Annotated in this window: 11 protein-coding genes; 3 read left to right on the forward strand and 8 right to left on the reverse strand. The window is 51.4% G+C overall.

Features of this window, described 5'->3' with window-relative positions; translation table 11 throughout:
* Positions 1–17: 17 nt before the first annotated feature.
* Complete coding sequence (locus TDIS_RS05495; protein ID WP_068670148.1) at positions 18–3,431, forward strand: AAA family ATPase; 3,414 nt, start codon at positions 18–20, stop codon at positions 3,429–3,431.
* Here the strand turns inward: TDIS_RS05495 and TDIS_RS05500 are convergent.
* From TDIS_RS05500 to TDIS_RS05515, 3 genes are all read right to left on the reverse strand, one after another.
* The gene (locus TDIS_RS05500; RefSeq protein WP_068670150.1) at positions 3,428–3,832 is read right to left on the reverse strand and encodes a hypothetical protein; all 405 of its coding nucleotides are present in this window, start codon (positions 3,830–3,832) and stop codon (positions 3,428–3,430) included. The two genes, TDIS_RS05495 and TDIS_RS05500, sit on opposite strands and share 4 nt — an antisense overlap.
* Positions 3,833–3,971: 139 nt before the next feature.
* On the reverse strand, positions 3,972–6,356 hold the full coding sequence (locus tag TDIS_RS05510) for a GSU2204 family CXXCH-containing (seleno)protein (protein ID WP_263046556.1): 2,385 nt from the start codon (positions 6,354–6,356) through the stop codon (positions 3,972–3,974).
* Positions 6,357–6,410: 54 nt separating this feature from the next.
* Complete coding sequence (locus TDIS_RS05515; protein WP_068670157.1) at positions 6,411–7,469, reverse strand: GSU2203 family decaheme c-type cytochrome; 1,059 nt, start codon at positions 7,467–7,469, stop codon at positions 6,411–6,413.
* A gap of 488 nt (positions 7,470–7,957) precedes the next feature.
* Here TDIS_RS05515 and TDIS_RS05520 point away from each other — a divergent pair, with 488 nt between their 5' ends.
* Both TDIS_RS05520 and TDIS_RS05525 read left to right on the forward strand, forming a co-directional pair.
* A complete protein-coding gene (locus TDIS_RS05520; RefSeq protein ID WP_068670159.1) occupies positions 7,958–9,067 on the forward strand; it encodes a 3-deoxy-7-phosphoheptulonate synthase in 1,110 nt (369 codons plus the stop codon).
* Complete coding sequence (locus TDIS_RS05525; protein WP_068670161.1) at positions 9,068–9,991, forward strand: radical SAM protein; 924 nt, start codon at positions 9,068–9,070, stop codon at positions 9,989–9,991.
* A gap of 50 nt (positions 9,992–10,041) precedes the next feature.
* Here TDIS_RS05525 and TDIS_RS05530 read toward each other — a convergent pair whose 3' ends face one another.
* From TDIS_RS05530 to trmD, 5 genes are read right to left on the reverse strand one after another with little or no spacing between them, the layout of a single operon-like run.
* Positions 10,042–11,820, reverse strand: a complete 1,779-nt coding sequence (locus tag TDIS_RS05530) for a DUF6178 family protein (RefSeq protein ID WP_068670163.1) — start codon at positions 11,818–11,820, stop codon at positions 10,042–10,044.
* Positions 11,807–12,223: a YraN family protein gene (locus tag TDIS_RS05535; RefSeq protein WP_068670165.1), complete on the reverse strand. Its 417-nt coding sequence runs from the start codon at positions 12,221–12,223 to the stop codon at positions 11,807–11,809. Before TDIS_RS05535 ends, TDIS_RS05530 begins: the two co-directional genes overlap by 14 nt.
* Complete coding sequence (locus TDIS_RS05540) at positions 12,150–12,800, reverse strand: ribonuclease HII (RefSeq protein WP_068670167.1); 651 nt, start codon at positions 12,798–12,800, stop codon at positions 12,150–12,152. The genes TDIS_RS05535 and TDIS_RS05540 overlap by 74 nt, the downstream gene beginning before the upstream one ends.
* A gap of 3 nt (positions 12,801–12,803) precedes the next feature.
* Positions 12,804–13,151, reverse strand: coding sequence for a 50S ribosomal protein L19 (gene rplS / locus TDIS_RS05545; protein ID WP_068670169.1), 348 nt, complete (start codon positions 13,149–13,151; stop codon positions 12,804–12,806).
* 1 nt (position 13,152) lies between these two features.
* Positions 13,153–14,451 carry a tRNA (guanosine(37)-N1)-methyltransferase TrmD gene (gene trmD / locus TDIS_RS11405; RefSeq protein ID WP_068670171.1) on the reverse strand — a complete coding sequence of 433 codons (1,299 nt, stop codon included), beginning with the start codon at positions 14,449–14,451 and terminating at the stop codon, positions 13,153–13,155.
* Between the last annotated feature and the right edge of the window lies 1 nt (position 14,452).

Below are 14,452 nucleotides of genomic sequence, written 5' to 3' on the forward strand. Positions count from 1 at the left end.
CATTAAAATTTCAGGCGATGAGAATAAAACGGCTCGAGATCTACGGATTCAAATCCTTTCCCTATCGGGTGAGTCTCCCCTTCCCTCCGGGGATTTCGGCCATCGTGGGCCCTAATGGCAGCGGGAAGAGCAACATCATGGACGCTCTCCGCTGGGTCCTCGGGGAACAAAGTCTTAAGCGTCTGCGAGTAAGGTCCGCTGAAGACCTCCTTTTTGCCGGAGATCACGGTCGGTCTCCAGGTTTTGCCGAAGTTCGGTTGGTGCTCGAGAATGACGGTGGAGTTCCAGAAGAATTTCGGGAACTTCCAGAAATAGTAGTAGCCCGTAGACTTTATCGATCCGGAGAGTCCGAGTACCTCATCAATAATCGCACCTGCCGCCTCAAGGACATTCATTACCTCTTCTTGGACACTGGGGTAAACCCAAGAGGTTATGGTCTTATAGATCAAGGGGAAGTCGGCAAGTTCCTGGAACGGAGTCCTCAAGAAAGGCGTTTCTTCCTGGAGGAGCTGGCCGGAGTCTCTCGTTACCGAGCCAACCGGGATGAAACCGCTCGAAATCTAGCCCGCACGCGTGAAAACCTGGCTCGGGTAGAGGACATCCTCTCCGAGATCAGAAAACAGATCACCAGCCTGGAGGAGCAGGCCGAGCTAGCCGCAAAGTACCTCCGGCTTAGAGACCGCCTCAAGCAACTCTCGCTCTCAAGACTGGCCGTCCTCTACCTCAAAGCCCGGAGAGACCGAGACCGAGCCGAAAAAAACCTCTCCGAGCTACGCCAGAACCTTGAAGCCCTTTCGGAACGGGAAGAAAAACTCCTCCCCCTCTATGAAAAGGTCCTCTCCGAGGTCAATCTCCTGAAACGAAAGCTTCGGGAAAAAGATGAAGCCCTTCAATCCCTAGAATCCGATCTCAAGGCTGTAGCCGAAAAATTGCGTACCCTCTATCGGGAGGAAAACGAGATCTCAAAGAAGTTGGAGAGGGAACGAACGCGGAAGGAAAATTTCACCGAAAACCTCAAAAATCTGGAAAAAGAGCTCCAAGGACTCATCACCGAAACCGAAGAACTTCAAAAGAGACTCGAAACCGAAGAGCACGTTTTCAAAGAACTTCAGGAAAGATATCTGGCCAAAAGAACAGAGGCCGAAAAGGCTGAAAAGAAATTGAGAGAAGAGGAAAAGAAGGTCCTTGGTCTTCGGGAAAGACTGCGCTTTTTGAAAGAAAGGAAGGAGCGCTTGGATAGGGAAAAGCGAACCCTTGAAGAAAAGAGACGGCTTCTTTCCGAAAAGAGCTCCAAACTAAAAGCGGAGAGAGAGCGCTTAAAAGCTCGCCAGGTAAGCCTTGAAAGTCATCTAGCCCGAATTGAAGATGAACTTTCCGGTCTTCGCAATAAAAAGCAAACTCTTGAGTCCCGGGTAGCGGAACTAAAGGAGGCTCTTCGCGGTCTTGAAAACGACGAAAAGGAGCGAAGACTTGAAATACGTTCCTTAGAGAAGGAAAAGGCCATGCTCCTTTCCCTTTTAAAGCAAGAATTGATCATAGATCCCGAAAAACTAAAAGGAACTGGCTTGAACCTCAAAATCTTGGCCGAAGAACTGGAAATCTCTCCAGAGAGGATGGAAGCCGTAGAAGCCTTCCTAGGAGAAAAGTTATCCTTTCCCGTGGCGGAATCTGTAGAAGATATAAAACAACTCCTCTCAAGCACGGAACTTCCAGGTCTTTTCTACAAGACGCCTGAAACTCACCAAAGACTTATCCAGGAACTTGAAGAACTTGAAGAGGAAGAGAGCCTTGAGAGGCTTCCTACTTCTCTACCATCAGGAAAAATACTTTATTTCCAGAGAGAAAAGGCCATCTTGTTCCCCAGCGGATTCCTGCTGTTTTCCGGGCGGGAGGCCCCGGGACCTCTGAGGATCAAAAAAAGACTTCATGAGCTTGAAAAAGAGCTCCAGGATCGGGGGTTGGTCCTACAAAAAGTTCAGGAAGAAAAAGCAGGTCTTCAGAAAACCCTTAAAGAAACGGAAGAAGCCTTAAAAGGCCGAGTTAAGGCTTTAAAGAAACTTGAGGAAGAGAAGGGACGTCTGATTAGAGAGCTCAAAGGCATTGAACAGAGTCTTACGAGGTTGATGCAGGAGGAGGCTTTTCTGGCGCGGGAAGGTTCGGCAGAGACGGCCAGGCAGGAGGCCCTGGCAGAGGAAAAAGAGAAGATTGAAGCGGAAATCCAGGGCTTAACCGCAGAACTCGAGGAGATCCTCCGGCAGGAAAAGGAACTCCGAGAGAGGAGACAAAGGTTAAAGAATGAAAGCTCTAAAGAGGAAAAGGCCTTTAAGGAGAAGAATCTTCTCATCTCGGAACTCTCCGGAAGACTGAAGGCCCTTTCCAGGAGGAAGAACGAACTTAATGAAGAACTCCGCAGGACACGGGACAAGTTGCGCAACACCTCCCAACAGGTCAGGCTCCTTGAGGAAGAGCTTCAATTTGTACGGGGAATGATTCGTAAGGAAAAGGAGACCCGGCGGGAAAAGGAAACTGTTCGTGAGGGTTTGCTTCGGGAAAAGAAAGAAGTTGAGGCCGCCCTTTCGGAGGCTAGTAAAAGGCTTTCCGAATTAGAGAGAGAGGGTAAGTCCTTGGAAAAAGATCGGGAGCGTCTAAAAGAGCGGTTACATCGCCTTGAGCTTGACCTGGTAGAGGCCGAAATGAGCCTGGAACATCTCTTGAGAGAGGCCCGTGAGAACCATGAGACTGATCTTGAGGCCTTCGTGGCGGAGGAAAAACCGGCGCTCAAAGATACGAGCGGCATAGAGGAAGAAATCATTAAAGTACGGGAGGAACTTTCACAGTTTCCGCCGGTCAACCTGGCCGCCGGCGAGGAACTCGAAAAGGCCCGCGAAAGGTTTGAATTTCTTTCCTCTCAGAGAGAAGAGCTCTTGGCAGCCATAAAAGACCTTGAGGCCGCCTGTCGGCGTCTAGATGAAGAGAGCCGCCGAAAAATCCGCGAGGCCTTGGAGCTTGCCAACCAAAAGTTGAGCGAGGTCTTTCCCCTTCTTTTTGAAGGCGGACGGGCAGAACTCTATTTCACGGATTCAGATGATCCTCTCCAGGCCGGACTTGACCTCAAGGTAAAGCTTCCGGGAAAACCGGTAAGACACCTCTCCATGCTCTCCGGAGGCGAAAAGGCCCTCTGCGCCCTGGCGGTACTTTTCGCTTTTTATCTAGTCAAACCAGGACCCTTCTGCATCCTAGACGAGGTAGACGCCCCTCTGGACGAGGCCAACACCTTAAGGTTCAATGAGCTTCTCAAGCGCCTAAAGGAACACTCCCAGGTCATCCTGGTAACCCACAATCCCCGCGTCATGGAGATCGCAGACGCCCTTTTCGGAGTAACCATGGAGGAAAAAGGGGTGTCTAAAGTAGTAAGCGTTAAGCTTACCTAAATGCGAATGCTTCCGTAGCGGGACGAACGCCGGGAACGGAAAATCATAAAGAGCAAGATAAGGACAAAGACCCCTATAAGGGCCATTATGGCCTTGGCCAGAATCTGGACCTGGATCCTAAGTTCCTCTATTTGAGCGCTCATTTGATTAAGCCGAACTTCAAGAACACGATTAGGAGATAGTTTGTCATTGCTTTTTAGAAGAGAAAGGATTTCCTCGTTTTGTTGACGAAGGATAGAAACCTGGGAGGACAGCTCGTTGATACGGGAAGTATGTTCCAAAGAATTCTTTTGAAGTTCCTCGAGCCTCTGCAAAATTTTTTTAGAGGAAGGATCTTGGGCAGCCAACGAAGAGACAACCCCTAACTCCAACACCAAAAACAAACCTAATATCAGTTTCATAACGGCTTCCCATCCCCGGCCCATATATCTGTTTTTATCAGATTTTCTCAACCATAGCAACAAATCTTTAAAAAACAAAAAAAGGGCGGGCTGGTCGCCCGCCCCTGCGGGAGAAGGTGTGGGGTTCAAGCGCTGCGCGCTAGAAGCTCCAGGTTATGAACCCGGTAAGGGTATAGGCGTCGCCATCGAGGTCGCCGTACACATAGGGCTCGTCGTCGTCGAAGTCGGAGTACCAGTAATTAAGGGTAAACGATAGGTTATCCCTGATCTGGTAGGTTCCGGTGACCTCCAGCTCGAGCATGGAATAGTCGAGGTCGGAGTACTCGTCGGCGTTGTTCATAAGAATAGGATTGTAGGCCCCGTCAAAAGTGCCTCCACCATTGGTCACTGTCACCGAAGGCATACTGGGACTTTCCATCTCGGCCTCAGCTAGAGTGTAGCTAAGAGTGGCCGAAAGATCCAACTTCTCCATGGGTACGAAGAAAACATTGAGGTAAAAGACATGGGCCACATTTTCCCAATCGAGCTCATCGTTGGCGGACCGAACCTGGTCCGACATGACGTGGCCCCCTCACCCGTGGTACACGGCTGCACAGAGCATACTCGTGTACTCATCCCAGAAGAAGTTGTACCCCACGTTAACACCGAACTTTTCCATGGGGGTATAGGTCACGTTCACGCCACCCATAAAGGTATTCTGCTCCCAATTGTAGCCGTCGGTATCGTCTTCGTTTTCTGCATAGCGGTATTTGAGATAGAAATTGGTGTTCAAATTGGCACTCAAGATGTAGTCCACCTTAACCCCGAGATCGTGGGCCATCTCAGGCTGATTAGTGGTATCCGCATGCCGACGGCCATACACAGTGTAACTGTACCAGGAATAGTTCCAGGGATTATCCGGGTTCGAGTTCACTGGCGTATAATCCGTTCCCCCTACACTAGTGCCTATAGCCTCCTCCGGGCAAGCCGCGTGCTTGAAGGCGTAAGGATCATCTACGTAGAGGAAGTTATAGTCCGCCTTCACCTTTAGACCAGCCATAGGCTTCCAGGTGGCGCCCAATTTGAAGAGGTGTTCTGTAGTCTCATCGGTCACATGATGTTCTTCGGCGTTCTTACGATCAATGTATTCCAACTCATAACCAAATCTGAAGGCCAACTCCCGGGAATAACGCCAGGAAAGATCTGCGGAGAAGATATACTCGTCCTCGTCGTAGGCGGACTTACGATTAAAACTGAAATCCTTGCCATCAATGGTGGGATCAGCGGGGTTGTAGTAAGGGTCGAGCTGAATGTAAACATCATCACCGTCCATGGTGTGATACTTGGCCTTGACCGTGAGGCTCATATCCTTGCGAAGACGCCAATGCCAGTTGCCGGAGAAAGCCAGGTAATCCACCTCAAGCTCTTCACCGGCATCTCCGTAGAGAAGACCGGAGCCACCCTCAGCTTCATCAGAGGACTCATTGGTGGCCTCGGAGTAAACGAAACCAAGGTTAAGTATCTGGGAGGAAGAGATATCCCACTTGGCCTTCAGAGTGTGCTGCCACTTCTCGGATTCGGGCGTGCGCGCAAAGGGAAGCTCGCCGTCGCTGTAGTCGTAGTTCAAGCCCCCCTCTCCCGGAAACTCTCCCGGGGCCAAACCAAAATCAGGCTTGAGGGCCGCCGCAGGATCGGTGGTAGGGGCAGGCCCCTGGGCATTGAGATAGAGGTGGCGGGGAACGTCGCTGGAGGTGTTAAAGCTGCGATACATGAGGCTGTAACGCACCGTCCACCGGCCAAGACGGGCTTCAATGTACGGAATGTAATCATTGGTGTATTCCTCGATGTACTTGGAGTAAGCCGCTACGTGACAGCTAGAGCACTTGGAGACCGTACGGGCCTGATCCCAACCCTTGCGCTCCTCCATACGGTGAGTGAAGCCCAGCACCACACCGGGAACGGTAGGCAGACGCAAAATGGCGTCGTTTTTCCAGAGCGAGCGAGTTACCCCGTAATGGTGGACCTTCTCGTAGCTATCATGCCAAACCGCCGCCGAAGCTCCTTCCCAGACCCCATCATTATCAATATCTTTGACGTCTGGCATAGAAGACGGAGGAGTAAAGGTACTCGTATATTTTTCGGGATACCAAGTGCCACCCCGATATTCAGTAGCCGTGGCCTGGAGGTTCTCCATTAGGTCTCGGTCGAGCCTGTGATAGAACCTATAGTAGTTGCTCTTGAAAGAGAAAAGACGCCGAAAATCGAGGCTTCCGGAATACTCCTGATCGTTGACTTCAATGTAACGACCCTCAAGATTCAGGAGAAAATCTTTCTCGGCCAGACTGAACTTACCTCCTATATACCAGGAAGAGTCCATGTCCACTTGGCTTTTGTACTCTGCAGCCCGGTTGGGTACATCTCCGTAATCGTTTACCGAGGCCCCAAGGTTTACCTCTAGCTCGTAAGACTTCTCATCCTCGGCCCAGGCCTGGCTACATGTCAACACCAGACCTAGAGCCATCAACAATAAAATCAACCTCCTCATCCTAGCACCTCCTCCTATTTTTAAACTTTGGTTATTTCCCTGCATTTCAAACCCCTATCGGGTAAGCTTCTTACCCTGACCAGGAATGGTCTGAGACGGAAAGTCCGAACCGTGCACAGAAGGATGGCACTGCGTACACTTGGTAAGAAAGCTCTTCTGCCACCCCTCAGCTGTAGAGTGAATGTTAGGCGCCGAAGGATAACGCCAATCCTGGCCCACCGGATAACCTGCAGGATTAAAAGGATGGACCGTATCCTTATCGTTATACCTAGTGGCATGGAAGTGGACCTCATGACACTGCATGCACAGGAAGGGCTCGTTCTGCTTCAGCAGGTTGTTGGCCACCGCACCGTGGGGATCGTGGCAGATGGTGCAGTCCTCCACCACGGGCTCGTGTTCGAACACAAAAGGCCCCTGGTAGCGGGTATGACAGGTAAGACAAAGATCGTTCAACCGTTCCTCCGTTCTAAGCATGCCCGGGATGGGGTTACCCGTGCCATGAGGATTGTGACAGTCGGAACAGCCTAGGTGACCCTCCTTAACCGGGTGGTGAGAGGGGAAGAAGAGTTTGGACTGCACATCCCGGTGACAGGAAGCGCAGAGTTCAAGCTCGGCTTTGGCCAGCAGAGCCTCCCGCTTGTTCCCGTGCACTTTATGACAGTCGGAACAGGCCACATCGTTTTCAAAGTGGGCAGAGAAGGCAAAGTGCATGGTCTCGCCGCCGGCGTGACAGGTCATGCAGACGGCACTGGCCTCCTCGCCTTCGAAGCCTTCCTCCCCGAAACGAATGATGGCTGAAAGTCCCTTTTCCGTATCGTCCTCCTGCATGGCCTCCACGTGCTTGGACCCCGGCCCATGACAGCCCTCACAACCCTTGGCGTAGCCAGGAGCCTCATAATCCGCCAGTCTCAGGTGAACATTGGTCTTGGCATCCGCCGCGTAATCCTCGTGACATTCTAGACAGGTTTCCGCACCCACATACTCTGCTCCCGGAGCCACTACCGGAGGTTTGAGGACCTGGGCCCGCTTCTCAGCTGCTTCCTTGGTACACGCTCCCAAAAAGAGAAGAAATACACCTAACAAGCCCGCCATCCATAGCTTTACCCTATCCATACCAACCTCCTCCATAGATAATATCGCTAGAATTTTGGCTAACACCAAGGCAAAGGTCAAATCGTATTAACTGTAATTATCTCGTTTTTAACCTTTTTTTTACATTCTAATAGAAGCTTTCGCGCCGAGTCTCACCGGAGATTAAAATTTCCGATATTTATAGCAAAAAATTTTTTCCGCCAGCTTTCCGCTAAAGCAGAGATCTGGATACCTAAACCCGTTGGCGTGTTTGAGATTGAAATTGATCCGAATAGCTGATTTTAGCCAGTAGGTAAAAGGAAAATCGAAAAAACTAAAGCGCTGCAGGGAGTTTCAGGGGCGCAAGCTCCTCTGACGAAACGATTAAGTGGAAATCAGTCTTTAAGGGAGGGTTGCCATTTTTAAAAATCGCGTAAGGATGTAAATTTAAATTGAAAAGAAGCCATATGTTGGTGAGAAGCTATTCGATATAGACGATAAAAATAATAATGGAAGGAGGTTTTTAGAGAATGATTGTCATCCTTAAACCGGAGGTTACCCCAGAAAGTCCGGAATTCCGAAAAATTTACGACTATTTTGCCCGTTTTGAAGGTATAAAGCTTCGTGTGGCCCAGTATGAAGGTGTAAGCCGGAAAGTAATCGAGATCCATCTCATAGGAGATACGCAAAAGGTGCCTTTAGAAGAAGTTCAGGCTTTACCGGGAGTAGAAAAGGCCATCCGGGTTTCGGCCAAGTATCGCCAGATCGGTCGACATGGAAGTCTTGAACCTTTTGGTTTTGAATATCAGGGACTGAAGTTCGATCAGGATTCTTTCCATGTTTTTGCCGGGCTCTGCGCGGTTGATTCCAAAGAAAATGCCGAGACCATCTTCAAAGCCCTTTCCGAAAACGGTGTAGTCACCGCCCGTATGGGGGCCTACAAACCCCGCACCTCCCCGTACGATTTTCAGGGATTTGGCAAAGAATGTCTCCCTTGGCTCTTTGAACTCGCTGGAAAATACGGCATAAAGGTCATCGCCATGGAGGTACTCTCCCCTCATCACATAGACGAAATCCGGGAAGCCTTGGAGAAAACTGGACATCCCACCGGAGTGATGCTACAGATCGGAACCCGCAACGCCCAGAATTTTGAACTCCTGCGGGCGGTTGGAAGCCAAACCGAGTTTCCGGTACTCTATAAGCGGGGCATGGGGCTTTCCATTGAAGAATCCCTCAATGCCTGCGAATACATTGCCAGTGAAGGCAACCACAAAATTATCTTCTGTCTGCGAGGCGTAAGGACCCACTTGGGAGATCCCCACCGTAATCTAGTGGATTTCGGACATGTACCAGTGATTAAGCGTCAGACCAGGCTTCCGGTCTGCGTGGATCCATCGCATCCTATCGGTTCACGAGTAGCGGCTCCAGATGGTATTAAAGACATCTATCACGTGGCTGCCCAAGGTGTGATCGCAGGGGCCAACATGGTTTTGGTTGAGTTTCATCCCAAGCCAGAAGAAGCTCTCTGTGACGGTCCTCAGGCCCTTCAACTTGAAGAGCTCCCCTGGTTCTTAGAACACGTAAATCTAGCCCGCGAGGCTTATCTGAAGATGCGGGAGCTGGTGAGTAAATATAGCTAAATGCCCATCTTCGGTCCGGTTAGATCGCGAAGGCTGGGGCTTTCCCTAGGGGTGGACCTTGTTCCGTCCAAGGTCTGTTCTATGGATTGTGTGTATTGCGAGGTGGGCCGCACCACGCGGTTAACCCTGGAGAGGGCGGAATATCGTCCGTTTTTCGAATTAAAAGCCAGTCTGAAGCGGGCTTTAAGAGAAAAAAATTATGATGTAGTGACCCTTACGGGTTCGGGTGAACCCACCCTGAATATCATTTTCCCGGAGGTAGTCAAACTCGTAAGGAAGCTTACGGATAGGCCCATCGCAGTCCTTACCAACAGTACCACTCTGGAGTCCCCGGAGGTCTTCTCTGCCCTTTGCGAAGTGGATTATGTGCTGGCCTCTCTGGATGCCGCAAGGAGCGAGTCTTTCCGAAAGGTAAACCGTCCGGCGGCAGGCCTTGAGCCCGAGAGGATCGTGGAGGCCCTAGCGCGCTTGCGGGAGGCCATGTCCGGGGAGCTCTGGCTCGAGATCCTCCTGGTAAAAGGCCTGAATGATACCCCTGAGGATATAGAGGCCCTGAAGAAGGCGGTTTTACGGATAAAGCCCCACCGGGTGCAATTAAATACCGTGGTGAGGCCGCCGGCCGATCCCCGAGCAAAGCCCCTCTCTTATGCCGAGCTCCTGGCCCTGGCCAGAGAGTTCGGCCCGGAAGCGGAAGTCTTAACGCGTCCTCCGGAAAGAAGGGCCGGTGGAGGCAAAATTGGAGCAGAAGAAATCTTGGCCTACCTCAGGCGCCGTCCGGCTCCAGCCGAAGAACTGGCCCGGGCCTTCGGAGTGAGCGCAGAAGAGATAAAAAGATTTCTGGAAAACTTGGTTAAAGATAGAAAGATAGAATCACTCCTATTTAACGGGGTGGAATTCTTCCGTTTTCTTTCGAAGGATTTGTAAATACCGACCTTTGAAGCCAGTTTAATTTGGAGTCGATAAAAAGCTGGGTTTTATTCTGTGATCAAGATATAACGCACGTAACGAGGAGAGGGCGGGGACTCGGGATCGGCAAAAGCGTATTCCTCCTCGAAACGGGAGGCCACAAACCTTAGAAAACTCTCGGTGAGTTCCGGGGCGTAGTAAAAGGTCTGTTGGGCGAGGCGCCTGAAGTTATCCAGAAGTTCCCGGAAAAGCTCTTCGGAAAACCGGTTTCTTTCCGAGTTAGAACGAACCTCCAGAAACCTTTCCAGAACTTCAGGCCACCTTTTCGCTGGAATAGGAGCAAACTTAAACTCCTGGGAAAGGACCCAGTTGGCCAATCCCGTAAGGATTAAGGCCGACCAGGTAATGTCCGAAGGTTCAAGGAAGTTGGTTTTTTGGGTAGCCATTTCCGCCACCCAAAGAGGCGGGATGCCAAAGGCCTTCTGAATAAGAACGGCCCAGTAACCGACTTCCTCAATGATCCTCTCCACCTGCCTTACCTCGGAAAGCTCACGGAACCAGCGGTATTCCTCTGCGGTTCCGGCCTTATCCGGCACAAAAAACTTGATGCGGTTGGCGTCCCGTACCGTAACTCCTTTGAGATAGGAGGCATAGGGTTCATCAAGGTGTCTCAGGACACGGACATCCAGGTCCTCCTGAGAGCTGATTTCGCGAGCCTTTTTGCGAAGGCTTACGATCAGGGTGTGTGCTAGCCGGAAGATGTCCTCTAGGAAGTAAGTTTCAAGAATTCGTCGCCCAGCCTCTGGATCTGGCCCAGCTAGATATTCCAAACCGATATTGAGATACCCCAAGACCTTATTTAAGGAATCCTCCACCTGGGCAATCTCGTCAATACTCACATGATCCACGATAAGGACCTTGTTGGTGATCCAGGCGAGCTCCCTTTTCAGGCGATCGAGCTGATGGGGATCCGTAATCCGAGAAAGGGCCTCGGAAAACCTCTCGGCCCCAGGATAATAAAGCGCCGGCACAAAACCAGGCGGGCTCTCTCCGGTTTCTTCTACTCGTCCGGGGAGGTAGCGCGGATCTATCCGACGAAGATGATTCTTGACTATTGGAGCGTAAACGTCCAAGGCCTCAAAGTAATCCGGAATCCCATGATCGGCCAGCCGCCCCCGACGCCAACGATAGGCCATCTCCTCTACCTGGGAGGGAAGCTCCCAGATGATGGCCTCCATAAGGTTGTAGTAATAGTTCTCATCCATGTCCCGGATGATCTCAATGATGCGCCGGAAATAAAACTCAAGCTTTTGTTTTCTGAACTCCACGAAATAGACTTCATCTAAAGTATAGGGTGGGAGCCAGTCGCGGGCCTCGGTAAGATCTACATCGTCCGGGCGCTTCACTACCCGCACGAACCTTTGCATAATGGCTACCAGAAAATCGAAGTCCGCCACCCGAAGCCACTCGGCCACTTTGTCCTCAGAGGTCTCAAAAAGGAGAACTAGCCAGGCGGTAAACCTTTCAGGAGCAAGGCGATCCTTCCGCCAGGCATCTATATCAAAAAGGAACTGAATTTGGGGCCCTTTGGCGTAGCTCAGGAGATCCACCGCTTCTTCCGTAGAGACGGCTTTGAGAGTGAGGAAAAGCTCCTGGGGAGGTAGGTTTTTTACCAGCCCTTCGGCCAGAGGCGAAAGCGTGATGACTCGGGCCCGGAGTTCCCAGGGAGTAGCAAGCACAAGATCCATTTGCTCACGAAAACTGAGCTCCGTAAGAAGCTTTTCGGCCTCCTCCGCCGGCCGGGAGAGCAGGTCCTGATAGGTAACCGGAAGTTTACGTTCCGCCATCCTCTATCACACCCTCAAGGTGTCTTATACAGGGTTTCTTTCCCGAAAAATCCAGGGCTATGACATCAAAGCGTACCCTTTTGGCCCTTCCTGCGTAAGAAGATAAGTAGGTTCTCGCTAGAGTTAAGAGCTTTTTCTGTTTAGCGGGATTTACGGCCTCCTCGGGAAGACCATGAGTAAGCTTACGACGGGCCTTAACTTCTATAAAGACCAGTGTATCCCCCCTTTCGGCGATGAGGTCTATCTCTCCGAGACGTGTCCGCCAGTTTCGGGCAAGAATTCGGTAACCTTTGAGTTTAAGATACCTTTCGGCCAGAGCCTCGGCCTCTTTACCGAGGCCCTGGCGGTCCGGTGAGGTCCGAAACCGGACGAAAAGTTCGGCGATGAATCGGGCAAGGGCCATAAAGTTTTAAGGCCTCGAGGTGTTCCTTAGTGCCGTACCCCTTATGGCGGGAAAATCCGTAAACCGGGTATGTAGGGCTTACGGACTCCATCAGACGATCCCGGGTAACCTTGGCCACGATGGAAGCCGCGGCCACAGAGGCACAGAGTGCGTCTCCGTCCACTACGGCCTTCTGCGGCCCGCTCCAGCCCGGAAGGCAAAAACGACCGTCCACCAAAAGGAGTTCCGGAGTAGGGGTAAGCCTGGTAACCGCTCGGGACATAGCCAAAAGGCTCGCCTGAAGGATCCCAAGGGCATCCACTTCCTCATGGGAAGCCTCTCCCACTGCCCAAGAAATGGCCTCCCGAACGATGATTTCATAAAGGGTTGCCCGTTTTTCGGGAGTTAAGACCTTGGAGTCCGCAAGATCTTCATGATCGAAATCCTCCGGGAGAATAACCGCGGCCGCCACCACCGGCCCAGCCAGCGCCCCCCGTCCGACCTCGTCCACCCCGGCAATAAACCGATAGCCGGCCTTGCGGAAAGATTTCTCCCGCGCCCAACGCTGAGAAGAAAAATATTCGGGAGGCCAGAGCATACCCTATAGACGCTCCTTGATGCGGGCAGCCTTTCCGTAACGGCCACGGAGATAGTAAAGCCTAGCCCTCCGAACCTTACCCCGTTTCACAACTTCGATTTTTTCGATTCGGGGGGAATGGAGGGGAAAAGTTCTCTCCACACCTATACCGAAAGAGATCTTCCTAACGGTAAAAGTGGCCCCGGTACCACCTCCGCGTTTACGAATGACCACACCCTCGAAGACCTGAACCCTTTCCTTTTCATCCCCTTCCTGAATCCGATAATGTACCCGAACAGTATCCCCCGGGCGGAAATCCGGTAGATCCTTTCGCAGATAACGTTTCTCTACCTCTTGAATAAGCGGAAACATCTTATCTTCCCTCCCCTAACAAGCGATCAATTATAATGCTAGCCGCTGATCTTACCGAAAGATGGTTATACTCGTCAAGTCTTCCGGAAATAGGTAAAAGGAAATAATGGCTCTTGTCAAGGACCTCATCGGCCAGTCCCCAGGCCGTGCCGAATAACACCAAAACCGGTTTCCCGGAGAAAATAAGACCTCGGGCCTCTTCATAAGAAAAGGTCTTTCGCAGGGGCCTGGCATCGGTGGCCAGGATGACGGGATCGTGGCCTTCGATCTTTCGGATCTCTTCAATAACCTCATTCAAAGAATGAACCGGACGCACCAGGCTCAGGGCCTCGCGACGGTCGGGATTGTGCTTAGCCCCAGGACCTGAAAGCCAGAACTCAAGCATCTCCTCCATGATAGCCCGCTGGTCAGATAGGGGCTGCACGATAAAATAAGCCTTAAGGCCGTAAGTTCTCGCCACCCGGGCAATGTCGTGGAGATCAAGATTGGTGAAGGAGGAGGCGATCTTGCGGCCTTCCTTGTTCAGAACCGGATAGTGAAGCAGAGCCGCGTAAACTTTGGCCTTACGAGCCTTCTCCCGTTTTAGCTTCTCTAAGAAGGCTCGGTCTTCATCGGTAAGCGAAGCCTTGGCCAAAAGATCAGGACGTTTCTCAAAGGTTATTCGCAGGGATTCCTCTCGTCTGAAACGCTCAATACGGGCGTGGTCGCCAGAGAGCAAAACCTCTGGAACCGTGTAGCCCATAAAATCCCGAGGTCGGGTGTACTGAGGATGTTTCAGGAGGCCCTCGGCAAAGGAATCTCGCTTTACGGAATCCTCACACCCTACCACCCCGGGCACAAGACGTGCGACGGTCTCGATCAAGACCAGAGCTGCCGCCTCACCGCCGAAAAGGACATAGTCTCCGATAGAAATCTCGTCATCTACGAAATACTGCCTTATGCGTTCATCTATCCCCTCGTAACGGCCACAGATTAAGATTAAATGTTTCTTTGCAAGTAGCTCGCGGGCCACCTCCTGATTGAAAAGCCTTCCCTGAGGAGAGAGATAAACTACCCAGGGTTCGGGAGACTCTTTTTTCAAGGCTTCGATGGCACGATAGAGGGGTTCGGGTTTAAGCAGCATACCCTCCCCACCACCAAACGGCTTATCATCCACCGTGCGGTGCTTGTCGGTAGCAAAGTCCCGTAGATTATGGAGACGGACCTTGAGCAACCCTTTCTGGATAGCCTTTCCCAAGAGACCAACCTTCAGGGGAGACTCAAAATATTCCGGGAAAATGGTTATGAGATCGAAAACCATC

Origin of the sequence: Thermosulfurimonas dismutans, assembly GCF_001652585.1 — a bacterium.
GTDB lineage: Bacteria > Desulfobacterota > Thermodesulfobacteria > Thermodesulfobacteriales > Thermodesulfobacteriaceae > Thermosulfurimonas > Thermosulfurimonas dismutans.

Bases quoted from the DNA above. Each gene is read 5' to 3' on its own strand.
- TDIS_RS05535 (WP_068670165.1), bottom strand. From the start codon at position 12,223: ATGGCCCTTGCCCGATTCATCGCCGAACTTTTCGTCCGGTTTCGGACC.
- TDIS_RS05525 (WP_068670161.1), top strand. From the start codon at position 9,068: ATGCCCATCTTCGGTCCGGTTAGATCGCGAAGGCTGGGGCTTTCCCTA.
- TDIS_RS05530 (WP_068670163.1), bottom strand. From the start codon at position 11,820: ATGGCGGAACGTAAACTTCCGGTTACCTATCAGGACCTGCTCTCCCGG.
- TDIS_RS05495 (WP_068670148.1), top strand. From the start codon at position 18: ATGAGAATAAAACGGCTCGAGATCTACGGATTCAAATCCTTTCCCTAT.
- TDIS_RS05520 (WP_068670159.1), top strand. From the start codon at position 7,958: ATGATTGTCATCCTTAAACCGGAGGTTACCCCAGAAAGTCCGGAATTC.
- TDIS_RS05540 (WP_068670167.1), bottom strand. From the start codon at position 12,800: ATGCTCTGGCCTCCCGAATATTTTTCTTCTCAGCGTTGGGCGCGGGAG.
- TDIS_RS05500 (WP_068670150.1), bottom strand. From the start codon at position 3,832: ATGAAACTGATATTAGGTTTGTTTTTGGTGTTGGAGTTAGGGGTTGTC.
- rplS (WP_068670169.1), bottom strand. From the start codon at position 13,151: ATGTTTCCGCTTATTCAAGAGGTAGAGAAACGTTATCTGCGAAAGGAT.
- trmD (WP_068670171.1), bottom strand. From the start codon at position 14,451: ATGGTTTTCGATCTCATAACCATTTTCCCGGAATATTTTGAGTCTCCC.
- TDIS_RS05515 (WP_068670157.1), bottom strand. From the start codon at position 7,469: ATGGATAGGGTAAAGCTATGGATGGCGGGCTTGTTAGGTGTATTTCTT.